We start from the raw sequence: 14286 nt of genomic DNA, 5'->3' as shown, positions 1-14286 counted from the left end.
CCGTCCTACGATGGGGCCCGTGCTGACCCCCCTCGCCCTCATCGCCCGGCGCTGGACCCCGTCCCCCCGGACGCTCCGGCGCGCCGCACTCTCGGCCGTCGTGATGAGCGTGCTCATCATCGTCACCGGCGGCGCGGTCCGGCTGACCGGTTCCGGTCTCGGCTGCGACACCTGGCCCAAGTGCACGGACGACAGCCTCTTCGCCACGCCCGCGCAGGGCTTCCACGGCGCCGTCGAGTTCGGCAACCGGATGCTGACGTACGTCCTGTCGGCGGCCGTCGGCTGGGCCATCATCGCCGTCCGCTCGGTCAAGCCGCGGCGGCGCGGCCTCACCCGGCTCGCCTGGGTCCAGTTCTGGATCGTGCTGAGCAACGCCGTCCTCGGCGGCATCACGGTGTGGATGGGCCTCAACCCGTGGACGGTCGCCGGCCACTTCCTCGCCGCGAACGCGCTGCTCACGGTCGCCGTCGTCACCTGGCACCGGACCCGCGAGGGCGACACCGCCCCCCGCCCGCGCGTGCCGCGCCCGGTCCGCAGGCTGTCCTGGGCGATCGCGATCACCTCGGGCCTGCTGATCGCGCTCGGCACGACGGTGACCGGCTCCGGCAAGCACGCGGGCGACAGCAGCGACGTGCCGCGGATGCCGTGGGACTGGACGGTCGCCGCGCACGCGCACGCGATCGCGGCCTGGATCGTCTGCGCGCTCGCGATCGCGATGTGGCTGGTCCTGCGCGTGGTGGACGCCCCGGACGACACCCGGGCCCGCGCCCGCGACCTGCTGATCGTGCTGCTCCTCCAGGGAGCCGTGGGTTACGTCCAGTACTTCACCGGGGTCCCGGAACTCCTGGTCGGCGCCCACATGCTCGGCTCCTCGCTGATGTGGATCGCGGTCGTGCGGCTCGCCCTGAGTATGCGCGAGCGCCCGCCGGCCACCCCGGCGATCCCGGCCCAGGCCGACCCGGAGCTCGCGAAGGCCTGAGGCCCCGCCCGCTCCCGTACGCGCGCACGTACACGTACGCGGAAGGGCCCACCGGTTCCCGCGAGCCGGTGGGCCCTTCGTGCGTGCGCGTCCGCCGCTTCAGCGGTCGGAGGGGCCGCCGATCTGGATGCCCGCCATCCGGGACCACTCGTACGGACCGGTGACGACCTTCGCGGCGAACTCGCCGTCGAACTCCTTGTGGAGCGTCAGCCCGGCCTTCTCGGCGGCCTGCTCCGCGATCGCGTACGTCGGGGCCACCAGGTCGCCCCAGAGGCCGTCCGTGCCGACGAGGACGATCCGGGTGCCCGCCTGGCCGATGTGCTCCAGGTGTCCCTCGGAGCCGCCGTGCTCCTCGGAGAAGGCCTGGATCTGCTTGGCGAGCCGGGCGACCCTGCGCTCGTCCTTCTTCGTGCCTGCCGTCGTTTCTGCCGTCGTGTCTGCCATGGCAAGGATGCTACCGACGGGTAGATCTAACGGCGACGGCCGGGCGGTTCGTCGGGTTCAGCGGAGGAAGGGGTCCACCGCGACCGCCACGAAGAGCAGCGAGACGTAGGTGATGGACCAGTGGAAGAGCCGCATCTCCTTGAGCTTGGCCCCCGTGGCGCCGTCCTTGGCGCGGTTCAGGAGCCCGTGCGCCTCCCAGAGCCACCAGCCGCCGGTCACCAGGGCCACCGCGGTGTAGAACCAGCCGGTGTAGCCCAGCGGGGTGAGCAGCAGCGAGACGGCGACCATGACCCAGCTGTAGGCCACGATCTGCTTGGCGACGACCTTGTTGGAGGCGATCACCGGGAGCATCGGGACGCCCACGCGCGCGTAGTCGTCCTTGACCTTCATCGACAGCGGCCAGTAGTGCGGCGGCGTCCAGAAGAAGATGACCATGAAGAGGACGACCGCGGCCCAGGACATCGAGTTCGTGACCGAGGACCAGCCGATCAGCACCGGCATACAGCCGGCGATGCCGCCCCAGACGATGTTCTGCGCGGTCCGCCGCTTGAGGATCATCGTGTAGACGACCACGTAGAAGAGGAGCGCGCCGAGCGACAGCCAGGCGGAGAGCCAGTTGACCAGGAGGCCGAACCACAGGGTGGAGACCACCGCGAGCGTGAGGCCGAAGACCAGGCCCTCGCGCGGCGACACCATGCCGGTGACCAGCGGACGCTGGGACGTGCGGTCCATCAGGGCGTCGATGTCCCGGTCGATGTACATGTTCAGCGCGTTCGCGCCGCCCGCCGACAGGTAGCCGCCGAAGCAGGTGGCGAGCACCAGCCAGAGGTTCGGCACGCCCTGCTCGGCGAGGAACATCACCGGGACGGTCGTGATGAGCAGCAGCTCGATGATCCGCGGCTTGGTCAGCGCCACGAATGCCTTGACGCGGGCCCCGAACGGCCGATGGCCCCCCGGGCTGGGAGTCAAGACGACCCCTGCGGGTCGGGACTCGACGGCCGTCACGCACACCCCTGACAGAGAAATCCCAGCAAGCTCCCCGGATGAAAGCGGGGTGAAGCTTGCGCGTACCACGCCACTCTAGACGTTGCCCAGACGCCGATCTTCGCGGGGGTGGGGTCGTGTTGAAGGGGTACGTCCCCAGGGGTGGACGCGGTTCGGGAGGCGAAGTCCCACGGCCACCGGCAGTCTTGCCATGTGCGCTCATTTGAGGGGCATGAGCACGAAAAGAGGGCCGTCCGACGGGGGTAGGCTCGACACCGCCGGTACACCCTCAGTCACCGGCTTCAGACATGTGGAGAGGAGCCCTGACCCAGGGTGAGCACTAAGCCGACCACCACAGACCTCGAGTGGACCGAATTGGACCAGCGGGCCGTAGACACCGCCCGCATCCTGGCCGCGGACGCCGTACAGAAGGTCGGCAACGGCCATCCCGGTACGGCGATGAGCCTGGCGCCCGTCGCGTACACCCTCTTCCAGAAGGTGATGCGGCACGACCCGGCCGACCCCGAGTGGGTCGGGCGCGACCGGTTCGTCCTCTCCGCCGGCCACTCGTCCCTGACCCTCTACACCCAGCTCTACCTGGGTGGATTCGGTCTCGAACTGGACGACCTGAAGGCCTTCCGCACCTGGGGTTCGAAGACCCCCGGCCACCCGGAGTACGGCCACACCGCCGCCGTCGAGACGACCACGGGCCCGCTGGGCCAGGGCGTCGCCAACGCCGTGGGCATGGCGATGGCCGCCCGCTTCGAGCGCGGCCTGTTCGACCCGGAGGCGCCGGCCGGCACCTCGCCGTTCGACCACCGGATCTACGCGATCGCCGGTGACGGCTGCCTCCAGGAGGGCATCTCCGCCGAGGCGTCCTCGCTGGCCGGCCACCAGAAGCTCGGCAACCTGATCCTGCTGTGGGACGACAACCACATCTCGATCGAGGGCGACACCGAGACGGCCGTCTCCGAGGACACGCTCAAGCGGTACGAGGCGTACGGCTGGCACGTGCAGCGCGTCGAGCCGCAGGAGAACGGCGACCTGGACCCGGCCGGTCTGTACGCGGCGATCAAGGCCGCCGAGGCCGAGACCGAGCGCCCGTCGTTCATCGCGATGCGCTCGATCATCGCCTGGCCCGCCCCGAACGCGCAGAACACCGAGGCCGCCCACGGCTCGGCGCTCGGCGACGACGAGGTCGCGGCCACCAAGCGCGTCCTGGGCTTCGACCCGGAGCAGACCTTCGAGGTCTCCGACGAGGTCATCGCGCACACCCGCGCGCTCGGCGACCGGGGCCGCGAGGCCCGCGCGGAGTGGGAGAAGTCCCTCGCCGAGTGGCGCACGGCCAACCCGGAGCACGCGGCGCGCTTCGACCGCATCCAGGCGAACGAGCTGCCCGAGGGCTGGGCGGAGAAGCTGCCGGTCTTCGAGCCGGGCAAGGGCGTCGCCACCCGTGCCGCCTCGGGCCAGGTCCTCAAGGCGCTCGGCGCGGTCGTCCCGGAGCTGTGGGGCGGCTCGGCCGACCTGGCCGGCTCGAACAACACGACGATCGACAAGGACTCGTCGTTCCTGCCCGAGGGCAACCCGCTGCCGGAGGCCGACAAGTACGGCCGCACGATCCACTTCGGCATCCGCGAGCACGCGATGGCGGCCGAGATGAACGGCATCGCGCTGCACGGCAACACGCGGATCTACGGCGGCACCTTCCTGGTGTTCTCCGACTACATGCGCAACGCGGTGCGCCTCTCCGCCCTGATGCACCTGCCCGTCACCTACGTCTGGACCCACGACTCGATCGGTCTGGGCGAGGACGGCCCCACCCACCAGCCGGTGGAGCACCTGGCCTCGCTGCGCGCGATCCCGGGCCTGAACCTGGTCCGTCCGGCCGACGCCAACGAGACGGCCCTGGCGTGGCGCGAGATCATGCAGCGCCACACCAAGGTCTACGGCAAGGGCGCCCCGCACGGTCTGGCGCTCACCCGCCAGGGCGTGCCGACGTACGCGCCGAACGAGGGTACGGTCAAGGGCGGCTACGTGCTGTTCGACGCCGAAGGCGGCGAGCCCGAGGTCGTGCTGATCGCCACCGGTTCCGAGGTGCACCTGGCCGTCGAGGCCCGCGAGCAGCTCCAGGCCGCCGGCACGCCCACCCGCGTGGTGTCGATGCCGTCGGTGGAGTGGTTCGAGGAGCAGGACCAGGCGTACAAGGACTCCGTCCTGCCGCCGTCGGTCCGCGCCCGGGTCGCGGTCGAGGCCGGCATCGGCCTGACCTGGCACAAGTACGTCGGCGACGCCGGCCGGATCGTCTCCCTGGAGCACTTCGGCGCCTCGGCGGACGCGAAGGTCCTCTTCCGCGAGTTCGGCTTCACGCCCGAGGCGATCGTCGCCGCCGCGCGGGAATCGATCGACGCCGCCGCGCGCTGACGCCCGTACGTACGACTTATTGGAGATGCAACTCTCATGACAGACGCACTCAAGCGCCTCTCCGACGAAGGCGTCGCGATCTGGCTGGACGACCTCTCGCGCCAGCGGATCACCTCCGGCAACCTGGCGGAGCTCATCGACCAGAGCCACGTGGTCGGTGTCACCACCAACCCGTCGATCTTCCAGAAGGCGATCTCCGAGGGCCACGGCTACGACCAGCAGGTCTCCGACCTCGCGGCCCGCCGGGTGACCGTCGAAGAGGCGATCCGGATGATCACGACGGCGGACGTCCGCGACGCCGCCGACATCCTGCGGCCGGTCTTCGACTCGACGGACGGCCAGGACGGCCGGGTCTCCATCGAGGTCGACCCCCGTCTGGCGCACGACACCAAGGCCACCGTCGCCGAGGCCAAGCAGCTGGCCTGGCTGGTGGACCGCCCCAACACGCTGATCAAGATCCCGGCCACCGAGGCGGGTCTGCCGGCGATCACCGAGGTCATCGGCCTCGGCATCAGCGTCAACGTGACGCTGATCTTCTCCCTGGAGCGCTACCGCGCGGTCATGGACGCCTACCTGGCGGGTCTGGAGAAGGCCCGCGAGCGCGGCCTGGACCTGGCGAAGATCCACTCGGTGGCCTCCTTCTTCGTCTCCCGCGTGGACACGGAGATCGACAAGCGCCTGGACGGCATCGGCACCGACGAGGCCAAGGCGCTCAAGGGCAAGGCCGCCCTCGCCAACGCGCGCCTGGCCTACGAGGCGTACGAGGAGGTCTTCTCCGGCGAGCGCTGGGAGGCCCTCGACAAGGCGCACGCCAACAAGCAGCGTCCGCTGTGGGCCTCGACCGGCGTCAAGGACCCGGCCTACAAGGACACGCTGTACGTGGTGGACCTGGTCGCCCCCGGCACGGTGAACACCATGCCCGAGGCCACCCTGGAGGCCACCGCCGACCACGGCGAGGTCACCGGCAACACCATCGAGGGCACCTACGACGACTCCCGGGCCGTCCTGGAGGCCGTCGCGAAGCTGGGCATCGGCTACGACGAGGTCGTCCAGCTCCTGGAGGACGAGGGCGTCCAGAAGTTCGAGGCGTCCTGGAACGACCTGCTCACGTCCACCGAGGCGGAGCTGAAGCGCCTCGCACCTTCGGAGGCGTAACACCTTGAGCGCAGTCCACGGAGCCAACCCGCTCCGTGACGCCGCAGACCGACGGCTCCCGCGCATCGCGGGGCCGTCGGGTCTGGTGATCTTCGGCGTCACGGGCGATTTGTCCCGAAAGAAGCTGATGCCCGCCGTCTACGACCTGGCCAACCGCGGCCTGCTGCCGCCGGGCTTCTCGCTCGTCGGCTTCGCCCGGCGCGAGTGGCAGGACGAGGACTTCGCGCAGGAGGTCTACGAGGCCGTCAAGCAGCACTCGCGCACCCCCTTCCGCGAGGAGGTGTGGCAGCAGCTGATCCAGGGAATGCGGTTCGTCCAGGGCGACTTCGACGACGACGAGGCCTTCGAGCAGCTGAAGACCACCGTCGAGGAGCTCGACAAGGCCCAGGGCACCGGCGGCAACTTCGCCTTCTACCTGTCGGTCCCGCCGAAGTTCTTCCCCAAGGTCGTCCAGCAGCTCAAGAAGCACGGGCTCGCCGACCAGAAGGACGGATCCTGGCGCCGCGCGGTCATCGAGAAGCCCTTCGGGCACGACCTGGCCTCCGCCAAGGAGCTCAACGAGGTCGTCCACGAGGTCTTCCCGCCGCACGAGGTCTTCCGGATCGACCACTACCTCGGCAAGGAGACCGTCCAGAACATCCTGGCGCTCCGCTTCGCCAACACCCTCTTCGAGCCGATCTGGAACCGGTCGTACGTCGACCACGTGCAGATCACCATGGCCGAGGACATCGGCATCGGCGGCCGCGCCGGCTACTACGACGGCATCGGCGCCGCCCGTGACGTCATCCAGAACCACCTGCTCCAGCTGCTCGCGCTGACCGCGATGGAGGAGCCCGCCTCCTTCGACGCCGACGCGCTGGCCGCCGAGAAGACCAAGGTCCTCGGCGCGGTGAAGGTCCCCAGGGACCTGGGCGCCTCCACGGTCCGCGGCCAGTACGCGGCCGGGTGGCAGGGCGGCGAGAAGGCCGTCGGCTACCTCCAGGAAGACGGCATCGACCCGCAGTCGAAGACCGACACCTACGCGGCCGTGAAGCTGGAGATCGACAACCGCCGCTGGGCGGGCGTCCCCTTCTACCTGCGCACCGGCAAGCGCCTGGGCCGCCGCGTCACCGAGATCGCGGTCGTCTTCCAGCGCGCCCCGCACTCCCCCTTCGACCACACCGCGACCGAGGAGCTCGGCCGCAACGCCATCGTCATCCGGGTGCAGCCGGACGAGGGCGTGACGGTGCGGTTCGGCTCCAAGGTGCCCGGCACCCAGATGGAGATCCGGGACGTGTCGATGGACTTCGCGTACGGCGAGTCCTTCACCGAGTCCAGCCCGGAGGCGTACGAGCGGCTCATCCTCGACGTCCTGCTCGGCGACTCGAACCTCTTCCCGCGCGTGGAGGAGGTCGAGCTGTCCTGGAAGATCCTCGACCCGATCGAGAAGTTCTGGGACGAGCACGGCAAGCCCGCGCAGTACCAGTCCGGGACCTGGGGTCCGGTCGAGGCGGACGAGATGCTCGCACGAGACGGCAGGAGCTGGCGCCGGCCATGAAGACCGACCTGACGGACACCACGTCCTCCAAGATCAACAAGGCGCTGGTGCTCGGGCGGCGGGCGATCGGCGCGCCGGCCGTCGGCATGGTGCTCACCCTCGTCATCGTCACCGACGAGGAGAACGCCTACGACGCGCTGAAGGCGGCCAACGAGGCGTCCCGCGAGCACCCCTCGCGGACCCTCGTCGTCATCAAGAGGGTCTCGCGCTCGCCGCGGGACCGCGCCAAGGCACGGCTCGACGCCGAGGTTCGCCTCGGTGCCGACGCCAGCGCCGGCGAAACGGTGGTGCTCCGGCTGTACGGCGAGGTCGTCGACCACGCCCAGTCGGTGGTGCTGCCGCTGCTGCTCCCGGACGCCCCGGTCGTCGTGTGGTGGCCGGTGGACGCGCCGACCGACCCGGCGAAGGACCCGCTGGGCGCGCTCGCCCAGCGCCGGGTGACCGACACGTACGCGGCCGAGCAGCCCATCGAGGAGCTGACGGCGCGGGCGGAGACGTACACCCCGGGCGACACGGACCTGTCGTGGACCCGGATCACGCCGTGGCGTTCGATGCTGGCCGCCGCGCTCGACCAGGTCGTCTGCGAGGTCTCCGCCGCCGAGGTGGAGGGCGAGGAGTTCAACCCGAGCGTGGAACTGCTCGCGATGTGGGTGGCGGACCGGCTGAAGGTGCCCGTGCGGCGCTCGAAGTCGGCGGGCCCCGGCCTCACCTCCGTACGCCTGGAGACCGACTGCGGGCCGATCGTGCTCGACCGGCCGGACGGTTCGCTCGCCACGCTCTCCATCGAGGGGCAGCCGGACCGGGGGGTGGCGCTCAAGCGCCGCGACACGGCCGAGCTGATCGCGGAGGAGCTGCGCCGGCTCGACCCGGACGACACCTACGCGGCAGCGCTGAAGTTCGGCGTCGGACGGCTCGACGAGCGGGCGGCGGTCACCGCGCCCGAGCCCGAGGAGGAGGTCGAGGCCGCCGTGGTGGAGACCGCTCCGGAGACCGCCCCCGCCGGGGAGAAGCCCGCCGCCAAGCCGACGGCGAAGAAGGCCCCGGCCCGGAAGGCGGCCAAGTGAGCGCCCCCCAGCTGGTCGTCCACCGCGACAAGGAGCTGATGGCGCAGGCCGCCGCGGCCCAGCTGATCACCCGGATCGTGGACGCCCAGGCCTCCCGGGGCTCCGCCTCGGTGGTGCTGACCGGCGGACGCAACGGCAACGGGCTGCTCGCGGCGCTCGGTTCGGCGCCCGCGCGGGACGCGGTCGACTGGTCGCGGCTCGACCTGTGGTGGGGCGACGAGCGGTACCTGCCCGACGGGGACCCGGAGCGGAACGTCACCCAGGCCCGTGAGGCGCTGCTCGACCGGGTGCCGCTGGACCCCGCGCGGGTGCACGCGATGCCCGCCTCCGACGGGCCGTACGGCGACGACGTGGAGGCCGCTGCCGCCGCCTACGCGGAGGAGCTGGCCGCCGCGGCCGGTCCCGGCGACCGTGCCGGCGTGCCGGCGTTCGACGTGCTGATGCTGGGCGTCGGCCCGGACACGCACGTGGCCTCGCTCTTCCCCGAGCTGCCCGCCGTGCACGAGACCGTGCGGACGGTGGTCGGGGTGCGCGGCGCGCCGAAGCCCCCGCCGGTCCGGATCTCGCTGACGCTCCCGGCGATCCGGGCGGCGCGGGAGGTCTGGCTGCTCGCGGCCGGTGAGGACAAGGCGAAGGCGGCGGCGCTCGCACTGTCGGGCGCGGGCGAGGTGCAGGCCCCGGCGGCCGGTGCCCGCGGCCTCTCGCGCACGCTGTGGCTGCTCGACGCGGCGGCGGCCTCGGAGCTGCCGAAGGGCCTGTACCCGCCGGCCACGGCCTGACCCCTCCCGACAGCCGTCGTTCGGAGGCCCGGTTCACCCCTCGGTGGACCGGGCCTCCGGCGTCTGCGGTGCGTCGGCGGGCTCCAGGAAGGGCGCGAGGAGCCCCGGTACGGCCTCGGCGGCGAAGGCCAGGCCCTGGCTCCGCCCGGCGTCGAGGATCTCGTACGCGCCCGACCCGGCCGCCGTCGTGGCGGTCAGGGTGAGCAGGCCGGCCCGGCGCTGGAAGTACGACTGCTTGACGGTCCAGCCGATGACGCCGGAGCGCTGGAGGGCGACCGTGGTGCGCCGGACCGTGCCCGAACGGGTCACCAGGTACGCCCCTCCGACGCCGTGTCCGAGGTTCCGGTGGGCGTCGCGGGCGAGGAGCAGCGCGAGCGGGGTGAGGACGACGGTCCAGCCGGCCGCCGCGTACAGCAGGACCGGGGTGAGCGCGAGGCCGAGGGCGGCGAGGAGCGCGGCGGGCGTCAGGACGCTCCACAGGGCCCAGCGGATCCGCCGGTTCCGGGCGGCCCGGGGGTGGGCGGCGAGCGGTGCCCCGGTGGGTGGTGCGGGCTCGCGCAGGACCTGGGCGGCGACCCGGTCGGCGAGCGGGCGGGGGACGGCCGGCAGCAGGTTCTTGAGGTCGCCGTGCCTGTCCTCGTCCTTCTGGGCGAGGCCGGTGGCGACGGCGTCGACGCGGGCCGCGCCGAAGAGGCGCACGCCGAGCGGTTCGACGATCTCGACGCCGCGCAGCCGCCGTTCCTCCAGGGAGACCGAGCGGGCGGTGAGGAGGCCCCGGGTGACGCGCAGGGTGCCGCCGGGCTCGCGCTCCAGGCGGTAGTTCCACCACATCTCGATCCAGAGGCCGAGGGCGCCGACGGCCCCGACGGCGGTGGCGACGAGGACCAGCCAGAGGATCATCCAGGGGATCGCGACGGAGTCGAAGCGCTCCCCTATCCAGTCGATGACCTCGCCCTGGGCGCCGAACCACTCGCTGACCTGCATGACCGCTCCGGCGGCGGCGCCGCCGAGGGCGGGGGCGACGAAGGAGACGGGGGCGTAGCGGATCCAGCGCGGGTCGAGGGCGGCGAGGGCGCCGTCGTGGCGGGGGTCCCCGGACGCGGCGGCGCGGGTGAGGAGTGCGCGGCGGAGCCGTTCGCCCTCGGCGCGGGCGACCAGGTCGAGTTCGAGGGCGGCGTCGCCGCCGCTGTGCTCGCCGGTGCCGATGCGGACCTTGACCAGGCCGAGGAGGCGCTGGAGGGGGTTGGCGGTGAGGTCGACGCTGCGGATGCGCTCGCGGGCCAGGGAGCGGCGCTTGAGGAGGAGCAGGCCGGTGTGGAGGTCGACCCGGTCGGGGCCGACGCGGTAGCGGGTGCGGCGCAGGCGGACGTAGTCGGCGCCGGTGCCGCCGAGGACCAGGAGCAGGGCTCCGGCGAGGACCCAGGCGACGGTCTGCGAGAGCGGCCGGGAGCCGGCGAGGCCGAGGGCGACGGGGAGCCCGGTGCCACCGGCCACTCCGCACAGGAGAGCGGCGGTGGCGAGGAGGGTACGCCGGTCGAGCCGCAGCCATCCCCCTTCGGGGCTGCCGGGGTGCGGCCGCTCGCCGCCCTCCGGCGCGCCGGGTCGCGGTCGCCCTCCGCCCTCCGAGGCACCGGGCCGCTGCCGCTCGGCCTCGGGTTGCGGCCGCTCTCGGTCCTCCGGGACACCGGGTCGTTGCCGCTCTCCGCCCTCCGGCGCGCCGAGTCGCGGTCGCCCTCCGCCCTCCGAGGCGCCGGGCCGCTGCCGCTCGGCCTCGGGTCGCGGTCGCCCTCCGTCCTCCGAGGCGTCGGGCCGCCGCCCGGTCTCGGGCACGGCGAGCCGTCGCTCCTCTTCCGGCGCCCCGGCGGCCGGCTCGCTCACGTGGCGTCCCCGGGCGTGGCCTGGGTGACGGCGGTCAGCCGTTCGGCCAGGCCGGCGGCCAGTTCGTGGTCGAGGCCCTCGATCCGGACCGCGCCCGCGGAGGAGGCGGTGGTGACGGTGACGGTGGCGAGCCGGAAGTACTGCTCCAGGGGGCCGCGCGAGGTGTCGACGGTCTGGATCCGGGACATCGGGGCGATCCGCCACTCCTGCCAGAGGGCCCCGGTGCGCACGTAGACGGCCTCGTCGGTGACCTCCCAGCGGTGCACCCGGAACCACCAGGCGGGGAGGAGCGCGGTGCAGGCCAGGCCCGCGGCCGCCACGGCCCCGGCCGCGACCAGCAGCCAGGACCTGGCGGGTCCGATCAGCGCGCCGAGGACGGCGAGGACCGCCACCGGTACGGCGGTGGTGACCAGGAGCTGGGCCCGCCACCAGGTGACGGCCCGCCCGTCCACGGCGTTGCTCGGCGGCCTCAGCCGCACCGCGCCCTCCCCCCGCACGGCTCCTACCGTCCGCGCAGCGAGCGGTAGGCGGCGACCAGGCCCGCGGTGGAGCCGTCGAGCTCCTCCGCGCCCTCTCCGGTCGTCAGGACCGGCTCGATCCGCTTGGCGAGGACCTTGCCGAGCTCGACGCCCCACTGGTCGAAGGAGTCGATGTTCCAGATGGCGCCCTGGACGAAGACCTTGTGCTCGTAGAGCGCGACCAGCTGTCCGAGGACGGACGGGGTGAGCGCGTCGGCGAGGATCGTGGTGGTGGGGTGGTCGCCCCGGAAGGTCTTGTGCGGGACGAGCTCCTCGGGGACGCCCTCGGCCCGCACCTCCTCGGGCGTCTTGCCGAAGGCGAGCGCCTGCGTCTGCGCGAAGAAGTTGGCCATGAGCAGGTCGTGCTGGGCGACGAGGCCGGGCTCCAGGTCGTCGACGGGCCGGGCGAAGCCGATGAAGTCGGCCGGGATCAGCTTGGTGCCCTGGTGGATCAACTGGTAGTACGCGTGCTGGCCGTTGGTGCCGGGGGTGCCCCAGACCACGGGTCCGGTCTGCCAGTCGACCCGGTTGCCCTCGCGGTCCACCGACTTGCCGTTGGACTCCATGTCGAGCTGCTGGAGGTAGGCGGTGAACTTCGACAGGTAGTGGGAGTACGGCAGGACGGCGTGCGACTGGGCGTCGAAGAAGTCGCCGTACCAGACGCCGAGGAGGCCGAGGAGCAGGGGCGCGTTCTCCTCGGGCGGGGCGGTGCGGAAGTGCTCGTCGACGAGGTGGAAGCCGTCGAGCATCTCGCGGAAGCGCTCCGGGCCGATGGCGATCATCAGGGAGAGGCCGATGGCGGAGTCGTAGGAGTAGCGGCCGCCGACCCAGTCCCAGAACTCGAACATGTTCGCGGTGTCGATGCCGAACTCCTCGACCTTCTCCGCGTTGGTCGAGAGGGCCACGAAGTGCCGGGCCACGGCCTCCTGGCCGGCGCCGAGGCCGGTCAGGAGCCAGTCGCGGGCGGAGGTGGCGTTGGTGATGGTCTCGATGGTGGTGAAGGTCTTGGACGCCACGACGAAGAGCGTCTCGGCGGGGTCGAGGTCGTGGAGGGCCTCGTGGAGGTCGGCGCCGTCGACGTTGGAGACGAAACGGAGCGTCAGGTCCCGGCGGGTGTAGGAGCGCAGGAACTCGTAGGCCATGGCGGGGCCGAGGTCGGAGCCGCCGATGCCGATGTTGACGACGTTCTTGACCGGCTTGCCGGTGTGGCCGGTCCACTCGCCGGCGCGGACCTTCTCGGCGAAGTCGCCCATGCGGTCGAGGACGGCGTGGACGCCGGGGACGACGTTCTCGCCGTCGACCTCGACCACGGCGTCGCGGGGGGCGCGCAGCGCGGTGTGGAGGACCGCCCGGTCCTCGGTGGTGTTGATCTTCTCGCCGCGGAACATGGCGTCGCGCAGCTCGGCGACGCCGGTGGCGGCGGCCAGCTCCCGCAGCAGGGTCAGCGTCTCGCCGGTGACGAGGTGCTTGGAGTAGTCCAGGTAGAGGTCGCCGACCCTCAGGGTGAGGTCGGTGCCGCGCGTCGGGTCGGCGGCGAACAGCTCGCGCAGATGGGGCTCGCCCAGCTGCTCGCGGTGCTTGCCGAGGGCCGCCCACTCGGGCAGCCGGTTGAGCCTCGTACGTCCTTCGCCAGTCATCTCGGACATCGCCCTCTTCTTCTTCGTACGTATCTGCCCCGCTGCCCCTCCAACCTAATTGATCAGGGGGACCGGCGGCGCGACGACGAGCGCGAGGGCGGTCGCGGCGGGGGACGCGGGGTCCGGGACGACGGAACGGGCCCGGCCCGCGAATCGAGTTCGCGGGCCGGGCCCGTTCGTCACGCCGTCACGCCGTGCTCAGATCTCGCCGCGCAGCTTGGCGAGGGCTTCGGCGAGGATCGCCTCGCCGTCCGCGTCGCTGCGCCGCTCGCGCACGTACGCGAGATGGGTCTTGTACGGCTCCGTGCGCGGCGGGTCCGGCGGGTTGTCGCGGTCCTGGCCGGCCGGGAAGCCGCAGCGCGGGCAGTCCCAGGTCTCCGGGACCTGTGCGTCGCTGGCGAAGCTCGGCTGTGTCTCGTGCCCGTTCGAGCACCAGAAGGAGATGCGGAGGCGCGGCGCCGACTCGCCCCGCTCGGCCTCGCCCATCGGCCCCGCTCCGACCCGGCTTCCCCGAATCGCGTTGCCACTTGCCACGGTCGTAACTCCCTGCGTGATGGTGCCCGAAGGTGCCCCAGTCTACGTAAGGCCCAACGCGCGTCCAGTGATTGGAGTTACCCGTCCAACTTCATCAGCAGACCGAGCACCACAATGCAGGCGAACCAGAGCAGACCGACCACGACGGTGATGCGGTCCAGGTTGCGCTCGGCGACCGAGGAGCCGCCGACGGAGGACTGCATACCGCCACCGAACATGTCGGAGAGGCCGCCACCCTTCCCCTTGTGCATCAGCACGAGCAGCATCAGCAGCGCGCTGAAGACGATCAGGGCGATCGAGAACCCCATAACCACGGCTGGACCAACTTCCTCGGACTTATACGGACGGGGGCCGGG

Annotated in this window: 13 protein-coding genes; 6 read left to right on the top strand and 7 right to left on the bottom strand. The window is 72.0% G+C overall.

Going from position 1 to position 14286, the window contains the following annotated elements:
• Nucleotides 1–10 precede the first annotated feature (10 nt).
• The gene (locus ACIQVI_RS12210; RefSeq protein WP_403594272.1) at nt 11–979 is read left to right on the top strand and encodes a heme A synthase; all 969 of its coding nucleotides are present in this window, start codon (nt 11–13) and stop codon (nt 977–979) included.
• Nucleotides 980–1078: 99 nt separating this feature from the next.
• Here ACIQVI_RS12210 and ACIQVI_RS12205 read toward each other — a convergent pair whose 3' ends face one another.
• On the bottom strand, nt 1079–1423 hold the full coding sequence (locus tag ACIQVI_RS12205; protein WP_403594269.1) for a hypothetical protein: 345 nt from the start codon (nt 1421–1423) through the stop codon (nt 1079–1081).
• 57 nt (nt 1424–1480) lie between these two features.
• Nucleotides 1481–2428 (bottom strand): heme o synthase, encoded by a 948-nt coding sequence (locus ACIQVI_RS12200; protein WP_351969506.1) that lies wholly within the window; start codon nt 2426–2428, stop codon nt 1481–1483.
• Nucleotides 2429–2740: 312 nt separating this feature from the next.
• Here ACIQVI_RS12200 and tkt point away from each other — a divergent pair, with 312 nt between their 5' ends.
• The 5 genes from tkt to pgl are packed head-to-tail and all read left to right on the top strand — an operon-like array spanning nt 2741 to nt 9363.
• The gene (tkt, locus tag ACIQVI_RS12195) at nt 2741–4828 is read left to right on the top strand and encodes a transketolase (RefSeq protein WP_403594266.1); all 2088 of its coding nucleotides are present in this window, start codon (nt 2741–2743) and stop codon (nt 4826–4828) included.
• Between the two features lie 36 nt (nt 4829–4864).
• Nucleotides 4865–5983: a transaldolase gene (gene tal / locus ACIQVI_RS12190; protein ID WP_351969504.1), complete on the top strand. Its 1119-nt coding sequence runs from the start codon at nt 4865–4867 to the stop codon at nt 5981–5983.
• Nucleotides 5984–5987: 4 nt separating this feature from the next.
• A complete protein-coding gene (gene zwf / locus ACIQVI_RS12185; protein WP_403594263.1) occupies nt 5988–7520 on the top strand; it encodes a glucose-6-phosphate dehydrogenase in 1533 nt (510 codons plus the stop codon).
• Nucleotides 7517–8584 (top strand): glucose-6-phosphate dehydrogenase assembly protein OpcA, encoded by a 1068-nt coding sequence (gene opcA, locus ACIQVI_RS12180; RefSeq protein WP_403594260.1) that lies wholly within the window; start codon nt 7517–7519, stop codon nt 8582–8584. Before zwf ends, opcA begins: the two co-directional genes overlap by 4 nt.
• A complete protein-coding gene (gene pgl, locus ACIQVI_RS12175; protein ID WP_403594257.1) occupies nt 8581–9363 on the top strand; it encodes a 6-phosphogluconolactonase in 783 nt (260 codons plus the stop codon). The genes opcA and pgl overlap by 4 nt, the downstream gene beginning before the upstream one ends.
• A 33-nt stretch (nt 9364–9396) precedes the next feature.
• On the opposite strand, the gene ACIQVI_RS12170 is transcribed toward pgl, so the two are convergent.
• The 5 genes from ACIQVI_RS12170 to secG all read right to left on the bottom strand — a co-directional run bounded on the left by ACIQVI_RS12170 (nt 9397) and on the right by secG (nt 14238).
• Nucleotides 9397–10866, bottom strand: a complete 1470-nt coding sequence (locus ACIQVI_RS12170; RefSeq protein WP_403594551.1) for a PH domain-containing protein — start codon at nt 10864–10866, stop codon at nt 9397–9399.
• Nucleotides 10867–11237: 371 nt separating this feature from the next.
• Nucleotides 11238–11738 (bottom strand): PH domain-containing protein, encoded by a 501-nt coding sequence (locus tag ACIQVI_RS12165; RefSeq protein WP_403594254.1) that lies wholly within the window; start codon nt 11736–11738, stop codon nt 11238–11240.
• Between the two features lie 5 nt (nt 11739–11743).
• Nucleotides 11744–13405, bottom strand: a complete 1662-nt coding sequence (gene pgi / locus ACIQVI_RS12160; RefSeq protein ID WP_373682732.1) for a glucose-6-phosphate isomerase — start codon at nt 13403–13405, stop codon at nt 11744–11746.
• 189 nt (nt 13406–13594) lie between these two features.
• Nucleotides 13595–13930 (bottom strand): RNA polymerase-binding protein RbpA, encoded by a 336-nt coding sequence (locus ACIQVI_RS12155; protein ID WP_003976875.1) that lies wholly within the window; start codon nt 13928–13930, stop codon nt 13595–13597.
• 77 nt (nt 13931–14007) lie between these two features.
• Nucleotides 14008–14238, bottom strand: coding sequence for a preprotein translocase subunit SecG (secG, locus tag ACIQVI_RS12150; protein WP_030205174.1), 231 nt, complete (start codon nt 14236–14238; stop codon nt 14008–14010).
• Between the last annotated feature and the right edge of the window lie 48 nt (nt 14239–14286).

Origin of the sequence: Streptomyces sp. NPDC098101 (assembly GCF_044760185.1) — a bacterium.
Classification (GTDB): domain Bacteria; phylum Actinomycetota; class Actinomycetes; order Streptomycetales; family Streptomycetaceae; genus Streptomyces.
This window is presented reverse-complemented; position numbering and strand designations above follow the sequence as displayed.

Bases quoted from the DNA above. Each gene is read 5' to 3' on its own strand.
- ACIQVI_RS12210 (WP_403594272.1), top strand. From the start codon at position 11: ATGGGGCCCGTGCTGACCCCCCTCGCCCTCATCGCCCGGCGCTGGACC.
- ACIQVI_RS12205 (WP_403594269.1), bottom strand. From the start codon at position 1,423: ATGGCAGACACGACGGCAGAAACGACGGCAGGCACGAAGAAGGACGAG.
- tal (WP_351969504.1), top strand. From the start codon at position 4,865: ATGACAGACGCACTCAAGCGCCTCTCCGACGAAGGCGTCGCGATCTGG.
- opcA (WP_403594260.1), top strand. From the start codon at position 7,517: ATGAAGACCGACCTGACGGACACCACGTCCTCCAAGATCAACAAGGCG.
- pgi (WP_373682732.1), bottom strand. From the start codon at position 13,405: ATGTCCGAGATGACTGGCGAAGGACGTACGAGGCTCAACCGGCTGCCC.
- secG (WP_030205174.1), bottom strand. From the start codon at position 14,238: ATGGGGTTCTCGATCGCCCTGATCGTCTTCAGCGCGCTGCTGATGCTG.